Source organism: Micromonospora sp. NPDC005220 (genome assembly GCF_040607895.1).
Taxonomy (GTDB): domain Bacteria; phylum Actinomycetota; class Actinomycetes; order Mycobacteriales; family Micromonosporaceae; genus Micromonospora.
Genome location: NZ_JBEXHP010000031.1, coordinates 44,103 through 57,485 on the forward strand (window position 1 = coordinate 44,103; position 13,383 = coordinate 57,485).

The 13,383-nt window shown below is 72.6% G+C and carries 13 protein-coding genes; 6 read left to right on the forward strand and 7 right to left on the reverse strand.

Annotated elements, in window-relative coordinates; translation table 11 throughout:
* The first annotated feature begins 2 nt into the window (after positions 1-2).
* Genes ABZU52_RS15145 through ABZU52_RS15155 form a run of 3 tightly spaced genes read left to right on the forward strand, consistent with a single transcriptional unit; the run spans position 3 to position 2,691 of the window.
* Complete coding sequence (locus ABZU52_RS15145; RefSeq protein ID WP_354971635.1) at positions 3-803, forward strand: ATP-binding cassette domain-containing protein; 801 nt, start codon at positions 3-5, stop codon at positions 801-803.
* Positions 800-2,122 (forward strand): hypothetical protein, encoded by a 1,323-nt coding sequence (locus ABZU52_RS15150; protein ID WP_354971636.1) that lies wholly within the window; start codon positions 800-802, stop codon positions 2,120-2,122. The genes ABZU52_RS15145 and ABZU52_RS15150 overlap by 4 nt, the downstream gene beginning before the upstream one ends.
* Positions 2,119-2,691 (forward strand): hypothetical protein, encoded by a 573-nt coding sequence (locus ABZU52_RS15155; RefSeq protein ID WP_354971637.1) that lies wholly within the window; start codon positions 2,119-2,121, stop codon positions 2,689-2,691. The genes ABZU52_RS15150 and ABZU52_RS15155 overlap by 4 nt, the downstream gene beginning before the upstream one ends.
* Before the next feature lie 100 nt (positions 2,692-2,791).
* Here the strand turns inward: ABZU52_RS15155 and ABZU52_RS15160 are convergent, their stop codons facing one another.
* From ABZU52_RS15160 to ABZU52_RS15175, 4 genes are all read right to left on the reverse strand, one after another.
* Entirely contained in the window at positions 2,792-3,676 is an 885-nt protein-coding gene (locus ABZU52_RS15160; protein WP_354971638.1) for a hypothetical protein, read from the reverse strand.
* Between the two features lie 34 nt (positions 3,677-3,710).
* Positions 3,711-4,430 carry a hypothetical protein gene (locus ABZU52_RS15165; protein WP_354971639.1) on the reverse strand — a complete coding sequence of 240 codons (720 nt, stop codon included), beginning with the start codon at positions 4,428-4,430 and terminating at the stop codon, positions 3,711-3,713.
* A 95-nt stretch (positions 4,431-4,525) separates the two neighbouring features.
* The gene (locus ABZU52_RS15170; protein ID WP_354971649.1) at positions 4,526-7,294 is read right to left on the reverse strand and encodes a BTAD domain-containing putative transcriptional regulator; all 2,769 of its coding nucleotides are present in this window, start codon (positions 7,292-7,294) and stop codon (positions 4,526-4,528) included.
* A 107-nt stretch (positions 7,295-7,401) separates the two neighbouring features.
* Positions 7,402-8,208, reverse strand: coding sequence for a helix-turn-helix transcriptional regulator (locus tag ABZU52_RS15175; RefSeq protein WP_354971640.1), 807 nt, complete (start codon positions 8,206-8,208; stop codon positions 7,402-7,404).
* Between the two features lie 656 nt (positions 8,209-8,864).
* Here ABZU52_RS15175 and ABZU52_RS15180 point away from each other — a divergent pair.
* Genes ABZU52_RS15180 through ABZU52_RS15190 form a run of 3 tightly spaced genes read left to right on the forward strand, consistent with a single transcriptional unit; the run spans position 8,865 to position 11,144 of the window.
* A complete protein-coding gene (locus ABZU52_RS15180) occupies positions 8,865-9,740 on the forward strand; it encodes an ABC transporter permease (protein WP_354971641.1) in 876 nt (291 codons plus the stop codon).
* The gene (locus ABZU52_RS15185; protein WP_354971642.1) at positions 9,733-10,866 is read left to right on the forward strand and encodes an asparagine synthase-related protein; all 1,134 of its coding nucleotides are present in this window, start codon (positions 9,733-9,735) and stop codon (positions 10,864-10,866) included. Before ABZU52_RS15180 ends, ABZU52_RS15185 begins: the two co-directional genes overlap by 8 nt.
* Positions 10,863-11,144 (forward strand): PqqD family peptide modification chaperone, encoded by a 282-nt coding sequence (locus ABZU52_RS15190; protein WP_354971643.1) that lies wholly within the window; start codon positions 10,863-10,865, stop codon positions 11,142-11,144. Before ABZU52_RS15185 ends, ABZU52_RS15190 begins: the two co-directional genes overlap by 4 nt.
* 35 nt (positions 11,145-11,179) lie before the next feature.
* Here the strand turns inward: ABZU52_RS15190 and ABZU52_RS15195 are convergent, their stop codons facing one another.
* From ABZU52_RS15195 to ABZU52_RS15205, 3 genes are read right to left on the reverse strand one after another with little or no spacing between them, the layout of a single operon-like run.
* Positions 11,180-11,581, reverse strand: a complete 402-nt coding sequence (locus ABZU52_RS15195) for a lasso peptide biosynthesis protein (RefSeq protein WP_354971644.1) — start codon at positions 11,579-11,581, stop codon at positions 11,180-11,182.
* Positions 11,575-12,498, reverse strand: a complete 924-nt coding sequence (locus ABZU52_RS15200) for a nucleotidyltransferase family protein (protein WP_354971645.1) — start codon at positions 12,496-12,498, stop codon at positions 11,575-11,577. The genes ABZU52_RS15195 and ABZU52_RS15200 overlap by 7 nt, the downstream gene beginning before the upstream one ends.
* Positions 12,495-13,319, reverse strand: a complete 825-nt coding sequence (locus ABZU52_RS15205; protein ID WP_354971646.1) for a hypothetical protein — start codon at positions 13,317-13,319, stop codon at positions 12,495-12,497. Before ABZU52_RS15205 ends, ABZU52_RS15200 begins: the two co-directional genes overlap by 4 nt.
* Positions 13,320-13,383: the final 64 nt, after the last annotated feature.

Sequence of the window (13,383 nt, forward strand, 5' to 3'; positions counted from 1 at the left end):
CGATGCGAGCGGTGAGCACGGCCGAGACGGCCACCACCATTCACCCCTGGGCCATCCACGCCGAAGCGTTACAGGTGCGCGCCGGACGCCACCTGGCCGTCGACGGGCTCGACCTGAGCCTGGGCACCGGCGTGCACGGGCTGCTGGGGCCCAACGGCGCGGGCAAGACCACGCTGATGCGCGCCCTCGCGACGGTGCTCAAACCGGCCGGTGGCCGCCTCACCCTGCTCGGCAGCCCGGTCGACGGCCGCACCGACCTGCGGACGGCCAGGCGGGCGCTGGGCTACCTGCCGCAGCACTTCGGTTACTACCCGCGGTTCACGGTGCGCGAGTTCGTGGCGTACCTGGCCTGGTTGAAGGAGATGCCGAAGGCCGCCATCCCGGCGGCCACGCAGCGCGCGATCGACCGGGTCGGGCTCAGCGCCAAGGCTGACGCCCGACTCAAAACGCTCTCCGGCGGCATGCTGCGCCGGGCCGGCGTCGCGCAGGCGATCGTCAACGACCCGCAGGTGCTGCTGATGGACGAGCCGACCGTGGGCCTCGACCCCGAGCAGCGCCTCGACCTGCGCGAGCTGCTGCGCGACCTGGGCACCGACGCCTGCGTCCTGGTCTCCACCCATCTGGTCGAGGACGTGGTCGCCGCCTGCACCGAGGTAGTGCTCGTCAACGAGGGCCGGCTGGTGTGGCAGGGCTCGCCCGCCGCGCTGGTCGCGCACGGCGACGACGGCCACGCGGGCGACAGCCCCGCCGAACGCGGTTACTCGGCCCTGCTGCACCGGCACCGCGCGGAGGCCGCCCGATGAGCATCCTCCGGATCGAACTGCGCCGCTCCGCCGCGATCGGTGCCGCAGTGCTCGCACTGGTGGTCGGTGTCGCCGCTCTCTACCTCGCCCCCGGACGCTGGTCGCAGGGCTGGATGTCGCTCACGCTGACCACCAAGGAGTACCTGCTCCTGCTGTGGCCGCTCGCCCTGGCCGCCGGCGCCTGGCAGGGCCGCCGCGAGCACCGGGCCAGGGTGGGCGAACTGTTCGACACCACCCCCCGGTCCCCAGTCCGCCGGATGCTGCCGGTCCTCGTCGCGATGGGGGCCGCTGTCGGGCTCGCGTACCTGCTCGTGGTCGTCGCGGGCGGCCTGCGGATCGCCTCGACCGCCGCGTACTTTCCGCCGGACGTCGTCGCCATCGTGCTGGTCGGCGCGTTCTCGTTGAGCGCGGCCGCCTGGCTCGGCCTGGGCCTCGGTCGGCTGCTGCCCGCCCTGGTGACCGCCCCCGCGCTCGCCGTGGCCGGCGTGCTGCTGGTCTTCTTCACCACGATCATGCGGCCGGACTGGCTGGGCGCGGTGCTGTCGCCGGCCTACGGCAGCAACCCGTTCTACCCGTTCCAGACCATCGATCCCCGGGTGACCGGCGCGCTCGCCATCTGGATGGGCGCGCTCGCGTTCACCGGCGTGCTGCTGCTGGTCACCCGAAGCCCGTACGCGCGGGTGGCGGCCGTACTGCCGGCGCTGCTCGGTCTCGGCGCCGGGGCGGCGATCGTCCCCCGGGACGAGGCCACTCTCATCGCGCCCGTCGACCCGGTCGCCCGCGAACTCGTCTGCACCGACGACGCGCCGACGGTCTGTGTCACCCGGGTCAACGCGAACGTGCTGGAAACGCTGACCCCACTGGCCCGCGAAGGGCTGGCCGTCCTCGCGAAGCTGCCGGACGCGCCGACGCAGGTGCACGAGGACCGGCGGTCGTTCGCCCTCCCCGACGAGATGCCCGCCGGCAACGACGACATCATCACGATCACCGTACGGATCGACGACCGCGGTGGCCTCGCCCATCCGGCCTCTGTGGTCCCCGAGATCGTGCTCAGTCTGGGCGTCGACTTCACCGGAGAGTGCCAACGCAACGGCGCTGTCGAACGGGCCGCCGCGTACTACCTGCTCGGCCGCGAGCCGGTCTCCGACGTCGGCGTCGTCCCCGGCATGATCTCGGAGGATCCCCTGTTGAACGCCGAGGCCGTCACGCTCTGGCGGGGCCTGCGAGAGCTTCCGTCGTCGGAGGCGACTGCCCGCATCGCGGCCGTGCGCGCGGCGATCCTGGCCTGCCGGGACACCACCGGAATGCTGTCGCGATGACCCTCTACCTGCGGGCACGCCGCGTACCCCTGGCGCTGGCCGCGTCCGTCGGCGCCGCCGCCCTGATCTGGGCTCTGTGGCTGGTCTTCTCCACCGACCGCGACCTCGGTGCGCTGGTCGTCGTGCTGACGGTCGTCCTCATGGTGGCGGTCCTGTCGACCACGCTGGTCGCCCCGGACGAAGACCTGGAACGCACCGCCGCATTGCGGTGGCCCTGGCGTCGGGTCGCGCACCTGCTGGCCGCGCTGGCGGTGGTCCTCGTCGTGCTTCTCGCCACCCAGCCCACCGGTGCCCGCTTCGGTCCGGGCGTGCTGGTGCTCCGTGACGGCGCAGGTCTGCTGGGCCTGACCGCCCTGTGCGCGACAGTCGTCGGCGCGGCCCGCGCCTGGTTCCTTCCGCTGGGCTGGACGGTCGTCGCCGCCATGTTTCCCCAGTCGGGCGCCTGGGGCGCCGTCGTCACCTGGCAGGGCCAACCGCCGAGCAGCCGACCAGGGGCATGGGTCGCCGCCGTCCTGGCGGTCACCGGCGTGCTGGCGTACGCCCTCCTCGGAGCCGCCCGGCGCGAGTGAACTGATCAGGCTGGCGGGTCCGCCGCACCAGGTGAACCACATCCCGCTCCGCGTCGACCGGTGGGGTCGATGCGGAGCGGGACCGTCGGTGACCTGATCCCTAGAAGCCGCCCCACTGACGGGCCGAGCACTTCCAGGTCTTCCCACCATCCTGCGAGATGCAGACCGCGAGGATCTTGCCGAGGAACGGAAGGCTGAAGGTGAAGATGTGGGCCTTGGTCTTCGCGTAGACAACGCCTGACTTCTCGGCGATGTCGGTCAGCGCCCACCCGGGGTCCGGTCGGTCCACTGTCGCCACGCGGCGCAACGATCTGATGTCCCTGCCGTCGAGGAGTGTCCTGATCTCGTCCGCTGAGGGCTCGCCGTCGCCGATGAGCGTCTGCACGGTGTCCGGGCCGTCGACGGCGACACCGTTTGCCTTCTCGAAGGCCGCCTTCGTCCCGCCGACGGTGGTGCCGCCGGCGAGGTCGAGGGTGAGGATCGGCCCGCCCGCCAGTCGCGAGAGCAGGCATTCCCACACGGACTTGCCCGACGCGACGCACATGGTCAGGCACCACTCCCGGCCGTCGGGGGTCGACGAGGCGAAGAGCAGGGACGTCGCCGTCCCGCTGTCGCCCCTGCCGTCGTACGCCCCGTCGGCGAGGTCGGCCATTGTCGTGCCGAACACCTCTCGGCTGCCCGGGATCGTGCCGACGACAGTGACACCGTCGACCTCCTTGCCGGCGGCGAGTGCTTCGAGTTGGTCGCCGGTGAGGTTCCGCCCGCCGGTGTCGACGGCCAGCACCTTGTCCAGGTCGCCGACGGGCCGGCCGGTCTGGTCCTCGAACTGTTGCAGCATCGTCCCCGGAGCACCGGGGTGGTCGGTGATCGTCGTCCGGGCCTCCCCCTCGGCGGCCTGCGACGGCGCGTACGAGGCGGTCAGCGCGATGATCAGGGCGGTCGTGACGATGGTGGCGCGCCTGGTGATGTCCCGCAGAGTTGTCATCGTGTCCTCATCTCGGTGATCGGTGTCGAGCGGGCTACCAGCGGCAGGTGACGATGTCGCCCACGGTGTTCGGCGACCCCCACTCGCAGTGGTCGTCGATCCACTCGCCGATCTCGTCGATCGTGTCCACGATCCAGGCGAAGAACGACTTGATCGCGCCCAAGATGCTGAAGTAGACGACTGTCGTCTCAGGGGTGCCGCCGGCCTCGTCGATGACGTCCTTCGTCGACATGGCAGCGTCGGGCTTCTCGATGATGTCCAGCACCCGTACGCCGGTGTCGTCCTTGCCGGCCAGCAGCGCCTCGACCTGCTCCGGGGTCCGCTCCTTGCCGTCGTCGACGGCCACGATCGCGCGGTCGATCAGCACCTCGCGGCTGCCGCTGACGGCCCGGACGATGCCGGTGATCTCGCCCACCGTGAGGTCGTTGCCGAGCGCGAGGCCGGTGAACCGCCGGACCGACACGGCACCGGACGGCTCCAGCTGGATCTCGTCGGCGGTGATCGCGTCGTCCGGTCCGAATGGCTCCCAGGCAAAGGTCCACTTCCCGCCGACGCAGCGGAACTGGCCGTGTTCCCGGCCTTCGGGCTCGGTTTCGGTACGGACGACGGTGCCGCGGTCGTCGACGTGCTGGACCACGCAGTCGGCGCCCTTCTGCGGCGGCTTCTCGGGCTGGGCCACGGCGGCGGAGGACATGGCCAGCACCGTCGCGCTGACCACCCCGATCACCGCGAGGCGGTGTGCCAGACGACTCATCGAACGCTCCATTCCTGGTGCGGATAGAAACTGGTGTCCGAAGAGTGGCGGGGCGCGCTGAAGCGGCCCGGAAACGGCGCTGAAAGCGGGGTACGTCAGCGCAGCCGCGTGGCGTCGAGCTGGTCGAGGTCGGCGCGGATCGAGTCGGCGTCGGCATCGCCGAGTTCGTCGAGGATGGTCAGGGCCCGGCGCCACGCGGCACGGGTGGCGTCGAGGTCGCCGAGCGCCCGGTGGCTGCCGCCGAGGTTGACGTACGTGCTCGCTTCGGCGTACCGGTCGTTGACCTGGGTGAAGAGGTCGAGGGCGTGCCCGTAGCAGGCGATCGCCCGCCGGTCGTCGCCGAGCTGGTGATGGGCGTGGCCGAGGCTGTCCCAGGTGTCGGCCTGCCCCTGGACGTCGTCCACCTCCTGCAACATCCGCAGCGCCTCGCCGCACGACTCAAGGGCGCGGTGGTAGTTGCCGAGCAGCGCTTCCTGCCAGCCGACCGCGTTGAGGGTGTACCCCTGCCCGGCCCGGTTGCCCGTTCCCCGAAACAGGGCCAGCGCCCGCCGGGAATGGCGGAGCGCCTGCTGGTGCTGCCCCTGCCGCTCCGCCAGCTGACCAAGGTTCAGGCAGGTGTGTGCCCGTCCGGCGTCGTCGCCGACCTCGGTGAACAGGTCGAGCGCGCGCCGCAGGTGGTCGTCGGCCTCGTCGTACCGGCGGAGCCGCGAGCAGGCCAGACCGAGGCTGCGGTGCGCGTGGGCCTGTCCGGCCTGATCCCCGATGCGGGATGCGGCGGCCAGCGCGATTTGTTGCGTGCCGAGCCAGTCCTGCCAGTGCCCCTGCCGGTGCAGGAAGCCGGCCATGGTCCAGGCGAGCCGCCAGGCGTGCCCCTCGAACCCGGACCGCGCGGCGAGCGGAACCGCGGCGAGCAGGACGGGGACCTCGGCGGTGAACCACGCCGCGGCGGCGGATCGACTCCTGGGGCGTTCCGCCGTCACGCCCTCCCGAGGGGGCGGCAGGCTGATCGCGCTGAAGTGCGGGTGCAGCGCGAGGTCGGCCGCGTACGCGGTGTGCAGGCAGTGGTCGAGCAGCCGGTGGATCGCGGCGCGGCGCTCGGCCGGCGGCTCGGCCTCGTCGGCGAGGCTGGCGGCGTACGCGCGCAGCAGGTCGTGGAACGCGTAGCGCCCGTAGGTGTGCTCGGTGAAGAAATTCGCCCGGGTCAGCTCGGTGAGCAGGGGACCGATCGCTCGCGGGGTGACGCCGGCCAGGCTGGCCACCGCCGGGGCGGAGACGTCCGGGCCGGGATGCACGCTCAGCAGCCGGAACAGCCGGACCGCGGGTGGGCTGAGGGTCCGGCACGACCAGGAGAAGACCGCCCTGACGTCGGTGGCCTCGTCGCCCGCCCGGAAGGCGTCCAGGTCGCCCAGTTCCCCGGCGACGGCGGCCAACGAGAAGTGCCGATTGGTGGCGGCTCTGGCCGCGACGATGGCCAGGGCGAGGGGCAGCCGCGCGCACCGGTCGGCGATGTCGTCGGCGGCGGCGGGCTCGGCGGCGACCTGGTGCGCCCCGAGCCGGCGGACCAGCATGTCGCGGGCTTCGCCAGGGCTGAGCAGATCGAGGGGCACCGGTTGGGCGCTCTCGGTGACGACCAACGGGATGAGCTGGTCGCGGCTGGTGACGATCGCGAGGCAGTCGGGTGAGCCGGGCAGCAGCGGGCGGACCTGTTCCGCGTCGCGTGCATTGTCCAGCACCACCAGCAGACGCTTACCGGCCACGGCCGTGCGGAACATGCTCACCATCAGGTCCACTTCGCTGGGCATGCGTGCCGCCGGAACGCCGAGCGCCTCCAGGAACCCGTGCAACGCTCGCGCCGGTTCGGTCGGTGTGGCCGCCGGGTCGAAACCGCGCAGGTTGACGTAGAGCTGTCCGTCCGGGAAGCGCTCCGCAGCACGATGCGCCCAGTGCACGGCCAGCGCGGTCTTGCCCACGCCGGCGGTACCGGACACCACCACCGCGCCGCCCCGGTCGATGAGCGCGTCCAGGGCGGCGAGTTCCGCGTCGCGCCCGGTGAACGTCGGTACGGGTGGCGGCAGCTGTGCCGCCACCACCCGTACCGCGGTGGCCGGAGCGGGTGCGGCGATAGCGGTGTCCTGACGCAGGATCGCGCTCTCCAGATCCCGCAGCCGTGGGCTCGGGTCGATGCCGAGGTTCTCCCGCAGGGCGTCGCGCAGCCGCCGGTACGTGGCGACCGCGTCGCCCTGTCGGCCGTCGCGGTACAGGGCGAGCATCAGTTGCGCGTGCAGGTGCTCGTCGAAGGGGTGCTGCCGGACCAGCCGTTCCAACCCGGGGATGAGTCGAGTGTGCTCGCCGACGGACAACCGGGCCTCGGCGAGCGCTCGTTCGGCCTCCAGCCGCAGCCGTGCCAGGTGGTCCGCCTGCTCCTCAAGCCAGGCCGACCCGCTGACGTCGGCCAGCGGCGGGCCACGCCACAGCGCCACCGCGGCCGTCAGGTGGGCCACCTGCTCGGCCCGGTCCGTCGATCGCCGCGCCAGTTCGAGGAGGTGCTCCGCGGCCTGGACATCCGTGGACTCCGGCCCGGTGTTGAGCAGATAACCGGGCTGGCGCGCCACGATCGATCCGGGCTCGCCGAGCACCTCGCGCAGATAGGAGACGTGGCGTTGCAGGGTGTTCGCCGCGGTGGCCGGTGGGCGCTCGCCCCAGACCACGTCGATGAGCCGGTCGGCGCTCACGACCCGGCCCGCCTGCAGCGCCAGCGTCGCCAGCACCGCCTTGCGGCGTACACCGTTGACCGCCTGCGGACCGTCGGCGACAACCACCTCCACCGGCCCGAGCAGCCTGACGCGCACGCCCGTAGCGGCCATCGAGATCACCGAATCAGGCTAAATCCGGAGTCCGGCGAGCCCGGTCTGTTCGTCGCGCACTGGACACGACCCACGGCCAGGCCGGATGCGAGTCGACGAGGGCGGTCCTACGGCCGCTGCTCCGCCGGTGACGATGCGCCCGTAGCCCGCAGGGTGTCGCAGGGATGGCAGCCGTACGTCTCGCGGTACGCCTGGGCAAACCGCCCGGGATGGGTCCACCCCCAGCGGCGGGCCGTCTCCGCCACCGTCTGCCCCGGCTTGGCGTGTTGCAGGTCCCAGTGCGCCAGGCGTAACCGGACGGTGCGCAGGAACGCCATCGGGGTCTGACCGTGGTACCGCTGGAACGCGGCCTGTAACGCGCGTTGGCTGACCTCGCACGCTTCGGCTATCCGACCCACGGTCAGCGGCGCCGCGGCATTGGCCTCGATGAACTCGGCGGCCCGACGGACGATGGCGCGTCCCACACCTGACTGTCCGGGCAGGTAGTTGATCGTCATGGTGGTGTTCGGGAACACCGCGACGGCGGTGGTCGCCATCAGGTCCACCAGGCCCGCCCTGGCCAGTGGACTGTTGACGACAGCGTTGACGGCGAGTTGACGCCTGACGAACGCCGTCGTCGACTGCCAGAGCTGGCCCATCGCCGGGGAGACGGGTGCCATCGCGGTGAACCGGAAATTCGCGGCCGGCAGGCCGGTGCGCGCGGAGGCGCATGCCGCGATCCGCTGCATCGGCATCCGGACCACGATGGACGCCAGGTCGTCGACGAGGTGGATGGCACCCACCTCCGGGTAGCGGCCGGTCGTGCCCCGAGCGAGGCGCAGTTCCTCATCGTCGGCACGGATCGCGTACCGGCCGTGGGTCAGGGTCACCGCGGCGAAATCGGGATAGGGCAACGACTCGGTGCGGCTGCGCATCGTGTAGCGCGTGTCGCCGATCTCCAGCTCGTCGATGCCGAGCGTGACTCGCCGGTAGCGGAAGCGAGCGGGTCGCCCGGAGATCCTGGTCCGATGTTCTCCGAATCTGAGTGTGATTATGTGGTGCGCTCGCTCTGGGTCGTCGGTCTCGACGACGTCTCGGGTCGCAGGCTCGTGCCCGTCAGGGTTTTCCGTCCGCGGCATAGGCCGTCACCTCCAGCGGGCCGGCGATCCGACCCGATCTGATTGAACGTTCTACTCATGCGACACGCCGAGTTGATGGCCCGGTCCGCTTCGCGAACACGCTGGCCGTTTCGCGAACGACGGGTCGTCGGACCGTTCTCTACCAGGCAACAATGGAAACTGTTCTCCTGACGCCCTTGGCGCTGCATTTCATGGGGTGTGGCGGTGACCGACCCGGTTGTGACTTTGTGGTTACGCATTTCCTGGGACGAATCTGTCGGGTTCTCGACCCTCCGGCAATCGCAGCCGCCCCCTTCACGAGCCCTAACCTCTGCCTGTCCGAGCCACTCACCCTGGCCCGGCCCATTCGGCCGGCCGATCGGGGTCCGCGACGCTGCGACCTGGTCGGCCGGTCCGGTGTCCGTGGGGTGTGCGGGTCGCAGGCCGCCCGTCGCCGTGTTCGGGAGGTACCGGTGAGGAGCTTCGAGGCGGCGGTCGCCCCGCGCGACGCGCGGGTGGCGGCCGGGGACGCCGGGGCAGCGCCGCGATGGCAGGCCGGCGCCCGCGGCGTGCTGGCACTGCTGTCCCGCGACCTCAGCGAACGTCGCGGGCTTCGTCTGTCGTTCCTGCTGGACCTGGTGTTCGGGTTGCTGAACCTGCTGGTCTTCCTGTTCGTCTCCCGGGTGCTGACACCGCACCCGGACGCCGGCTTCGCCCGCTCGGTCAGCTACTTCGATTTCGTCGCCGTGGGCATCGTCTTCCTGCTGGTGCTCCAGGCCGCGACCGTGCAGGTGGTCACGCGTGTGACCACCGAGCAGCGGGACGGGACGCTGGAACTGTGGGTGGCACAGCCGGTGCCGGGCTGGTCACTCGCGCTGGGGCTCGCCGCGTACCCGTTCGTGTTCGCGCTGCTGCGCGCCGCGCTCTACCTGGGCCTGCTGTCCGGGTTCTTCGGCCTGCACGTCGGTGCCGCCCGATGGCCCGCGGTGCTGGTCGTGCTGGCCCTCGCCGCGCTCAGCACGCTGCCGTTCGGTGTGGCGTTGATGGGGCTCACGATGGCGGTCGGTCACGGCGACCCGGCGGCCCGTCTGCTGGTGGTCGCCCTGTCGTTTTTGTCCGGCACCTACTTCCCCACCTCGGCGCTGCCCGACGTCCTGCATCCGGTCTGCGCGGTGCTGCCCACCCGGATCGCGCTGGACGGGCTGCGCGCCGCACTCGCCGGCGGCGGATGGGGCGGGGCCGCCTGGACGCTGGCCGGTGCCGCCGCCGTCCTGCTGCCGTTGTCCACCTGGTCGTTCGACCGCGCGCTGCGGATCGCCCGGCGCAGAGGGGTGCTCACCCGTGACTGAACCCGCACCGTCTCAGGCCACCGCGCGCGATGTCGCGTGCGGCATCGTGCTGGGGCTGGATCCCGATCCCGCACCACCTGCCGTGACGTCCGACCCGGCGCCGGCACCGCTGGTCGCCCTGGAACGGGCGGTGCTTCCGGCGCTGAGCCGGCCACCGTGCCTGGTCAGCTTCTCCGGCGGGGTGGACTCCTCGCTCGTGCTGGCGATCGCCACCCGGGTGGCCCGGCGGCACGGGCTGCCCGACCCGGTGCCGGTCACCTGGCGGTTCATCGACGCGCCCCGCGCGCAGGAATCGCCGTGGCAGAACCGGGTGATCGCCGAGCTGGGTCTGGCCCGGCAGTGGCAGGTCCTCTACGCCGAGGGCGACCTCGACCTGGTCGGGCCCGTCGCCCGCCGGCTGCTGACCCGGTACGGGCAGCTACACCCGCCGAACCGACATCTGCACCTGCCGATCGTGGAACTCGCCCGTGGTGGCTCGCTACTCACCGGCCTCGGCGGGGATCAGATCCTCGCTGGCTGGCGACGCCGACCCGGATCGCTGCGGGCCCGGGTGGGCCGGCTGCGGACACACCTGCGACACCGGGAACCGGACCCGTTCCCGTGGCTGCGGCCGGAGGTGGCCCGGCGGACGCGGCGCGCGTTCCGCCGCGAACAGCGCGCCGAGCCGCACCGGCTGGCCGGACGGATCTCCTGGCACCTGCGCCGCCGCGACCTGACGATGAGCCGAACGAGCCTGGCCACCATCGCCGCCGACCACGACGTGCTGGCGGTGACGCCGCTGCTGGACGGCGGATTCGCCGCCGCACTGTCCGCGCACCACGGCCGGATGCGGTCACCGTCACGACGTGAGCTGTTGGCGACGGTGGCCGACGACGAGCTGCCCCCGCTGGTGATCGCACCCCGCCGCAAGGCGGTCTTCGACGAGGTGTTCTTCCGGGCGCACACCCGGGAGCTGGTGCGCTCCTGGGACGGCGGCGGGGTCGACGACACGTTGATCGACCCCGAAGCGCTGCGGCGGGAGTGGTCGGGCTGGCCGGTCAACCCCCGCACCGCCGCTCTGGTGCAGCAGGTGTGGCTGGCCGGCTGGAGAAACCGCGAACGTTCCACTCTGGAGGTGCCGAAATGAACGCCGACACGACGACCGTCTATCGCGTCCGGGGTGACCGGGTCGCCTGGCGAGCGGCCGGCGACGAGACGGTGCTGCTCGACCTCCGGCAGTCCGTCTACCTGGCACTGGACCGGTCGGCCGCGATGCTGTGGCCGCATCTGATGGCGGGGGCCACCGCAGCCGAGCTGGCCGAGGTGCTGGCCGAGCGGGGCCCGGTCGAGCTGGAGCGGGCCGCCGCCGACGTGGCTGCGTTCCTCGCCGAGCTGGAGGCCATCGACCTGATCGAGCATGTCTGACACCCGCATCGGGGGCGGTCGGCCGGCCGGCCTGGTCAGCGTACCCAGGCCGGCGGGGCTGGGTGGCGCAGGATCACGGCCAGCTCGTGGCGGTGCGGGTCCGGGTCGCCGTCGAGCCAGGCGTGCGCGTGGAAGCCGGCAGCCGGCGCGCTGACCCCGATGACAACGGTCCGCGGCACCCCCTGCTCGGCGAACCAGCGTTGCCGCACGAGCGCGCTCTCCAGGCAGTTGCCGCCACTACGGCGCAGCGCCCGTCGGACCAGCCTGTCGGTGCCGCCGGGTGGGGGTGCGGCGAGGCGTACCGCGCCCAGCCCACCTCGGGCGAGCTGGCGACGCACCAGCCGACAGGCCAGCATCGCCCACGCCACAAGCGCCACGCCGAGAGGCCCGTACCCGCGGATCAGCCGAGCCACCGCCACCACGCGCGGGATCAGCACGACCGCCGCCGTGCGGTCCGCAGATCCCGCAGCGCCCAGGGCAGGTGCCGGGTATGCCGGGCGATCCGCCGGACGTACGCCCACAGCAGACCCCGCCGGCCGCGACGCGCGCCCGTGTCGATCTGCCGCATGTGTACGGGCAGCGGCAGCACCTCCCGGGCGAGCGACCGCAGGGCGCCCCGCGGCCCGGACAACTCCGTCAGTCGCGCCAGGCCGACCGAGGTGGAGCTGGCCAGGCGGGCGGCGAGCCACGTCGACGACGGTCCGGCCGTGGACGACAGCCCGAGGCGGGTCGCGACCGCCTCGCCGGCCGGCAGCAGCCGGAGCCCGACGGCGAACGCCAGCATCGCGTCGCAGTCGACGGCGAGTCGACCGGCCGCCTCCCATGCCTGCGGAGGCAGGACGGCCAGCGCGCGTTCGAGGTCCCGGGCGGGTTTGGCGAAGCCTGCCGGGCTGGCGGCGTGCAGGGCGGCCAACAGGGCGGTGCCGGCGTCATCGGGGATGAGTACGCTCCCGCCGGCCAGGTCGAGGGCTTCCGCGCCGGCGCGCAGCAGACGCCACAGGGCGTCGTGGTCGCCGACGCCCGCAAAGCTTCTGTGCAGGTCCACGGTCAGCGGCACCGGGCCGGGGGCCCACCAGGGCTGCTCGTGCCAGCTGGCCGCGGCGTCGTACAGCTCGGCCGGCAACTGCATCCGGTAGCCGGCGCAGTTGAGGACATCCCGTACGGCCGCGATGCTGGCCGGCGCGACGAGCAGGTCCACGTCGCCGTAGAGCCGGTCGGTGCCGAGCCGGTGGGCCAGGCCGGCGCCCTTGAGCAGCATGCTGTCGCTGCCGTAGAGGCGCAGCAGGTCGCTGGTGTCCACGGCCAGGGCGTCCAGGGCGAGGCAGCGCAGGGCGAGCCCGGCGGTGGCGGTCATGTCAGCGCCCCGATGTGGGTGAGCGTGGTGTCGAGGAGCCGGTGGGTGGCGTCGAGGGCCGCCCAGTCCCGAGGGCGGGTCAGGTCGTAACCGGGCTGGCCGGCCAGCGCGAGCAGTGCGGCCGGATCGGAGGCCAACTCCGGCAGGGAGCGCCGGGCGGCGAGGCGGGTCAGCAGGTCGGCCGGGCCGACCGGGGTCAGTGCGGGGCCGTCGCCCCAGTTCAGGAAGATCCAGCCGCCGAGCGGCAGTCGGGGCGCGATGGCGGGCAGGGTGACCCGCAGCCGGGTGTCGTCGCGGACGCCCCGGGTGGGCAGCCCGAGGCCGGGGATGGGCTCGCGCAGGTCGACGCAGCGCGGGCCGGCGAGCACGTCACCGTCGTCGCAGACCACGATGTCGTCGGCCAGCACCGGCACGTCTCGGTCGGCGAGCGCCGCGAGCAGGGTGCTCTTGCCAGCGGTACGGGAACCGAGCACCACCCAGGCGCGTCCGTTGTGGACGAACGCTCCGGCGTGGAAGGTCTCCCGCCCCGCCCAGCGGTTGACCACAACGGCGACCGGGGCGAGATAGGGGTGCGCGAGCACGTCGGCGGCGAGTGGCGGCCCGTAGAAGGTGGCGCTGCCGTTGGCCCGTCGCAGTTCGAGCGTACGGCCGTCGGTGAGCAGCCGGACCATCCGGTCGGCGTCCAACGGCGCGGGCGGCGGCGGATCGGCCTGACGCTGGCGTACGGTCACCGGCCGGCAGCCCGCGGGTGGGCCCGTGCTGATACCCAGGTCGGTGACCTCGTCGAGGCCGTCGATGTGCAGCCCGTAGGCGGTTCTCATGGACACGTCTCCTGTTGTGGCTCGGACGCGCGGACGGCGCCGGGTGGGGGCCGCACCCCCCACC

Bases quoted from the DNA above. Each gene is read 5' to 3' on its own strand.
- ABZU52_RS15145 (WP_354971635.1), top strand. From the start codon at position 3: ATGCGAGCGGTGAGCACGGCCGAGACGGCCACCACCATTCACCCCTGG.
- ABZU52_RS15150 (WP_354971636.1), top strand. From the start codon at position 800: ATGAGCATCCTCCGGATCGAACTGCGCCGCTCCGCCGCGATCGGTGCC.
- ABZU52_RS15155 (WP_354971637.1), top strand. From the start codon at position 2,119: ATGACCCTCTACCTGCGGGCACGCCGCGTACCCCTGGCGCTGGCCGCG.
- ABZU52_RS15160 (WP_354971638.1), bottom strand. From the start codon at position 3,676: ATGACAACTCTGCGGGACATCACCAGGCGCGCCACCATCGTCACGACC.
- ABZU52_RS15165 (WP_354971639.1), bottom strand. From the start codon at position 4,430: ATGAGTCGTCTGGCACACCGCCTCGCGGTGATCGGGGTGGTCAGCGCG.
- ABZU52_RS15170 (WP_354971649.1), bottom strand. From the start codon at position 7,294: ATGGCCGCTACGGGCGTGCGCGTCAGGCTGCTCGGGCCGGTGGAGGTG.
- ABZU52_RS15175 (WP_354971640.1), bottom strand. From the start codon at position 8,208: ATGCGCAGCCGCACCGAGTCGTTGCCCTATCCCGATTTCGCCGCGGTG.
- ABZU52_RS15190 (WP_354971643.1), top strand. From the start codon at position 10,863: ATGAACGCCGACACGACGACCGTCTATCGCGTCCGGGGTGACCGGGTC.
- ABZU52_RS15200 (WP_354971645.1), bottom strand. From the start codon at position 12,498: ATGACCGCCACCGCCGGGCTCGCCCTGCGCTGCCTCGCCCTGGACGCC.
- ABZU52_RS15205 (WP_354971646.1), bottom strand. From the start codon at position 13,319: ATGAGAACCGCCTACGGGCTGCACATCGACGGCCTCGACGAGGTCACC.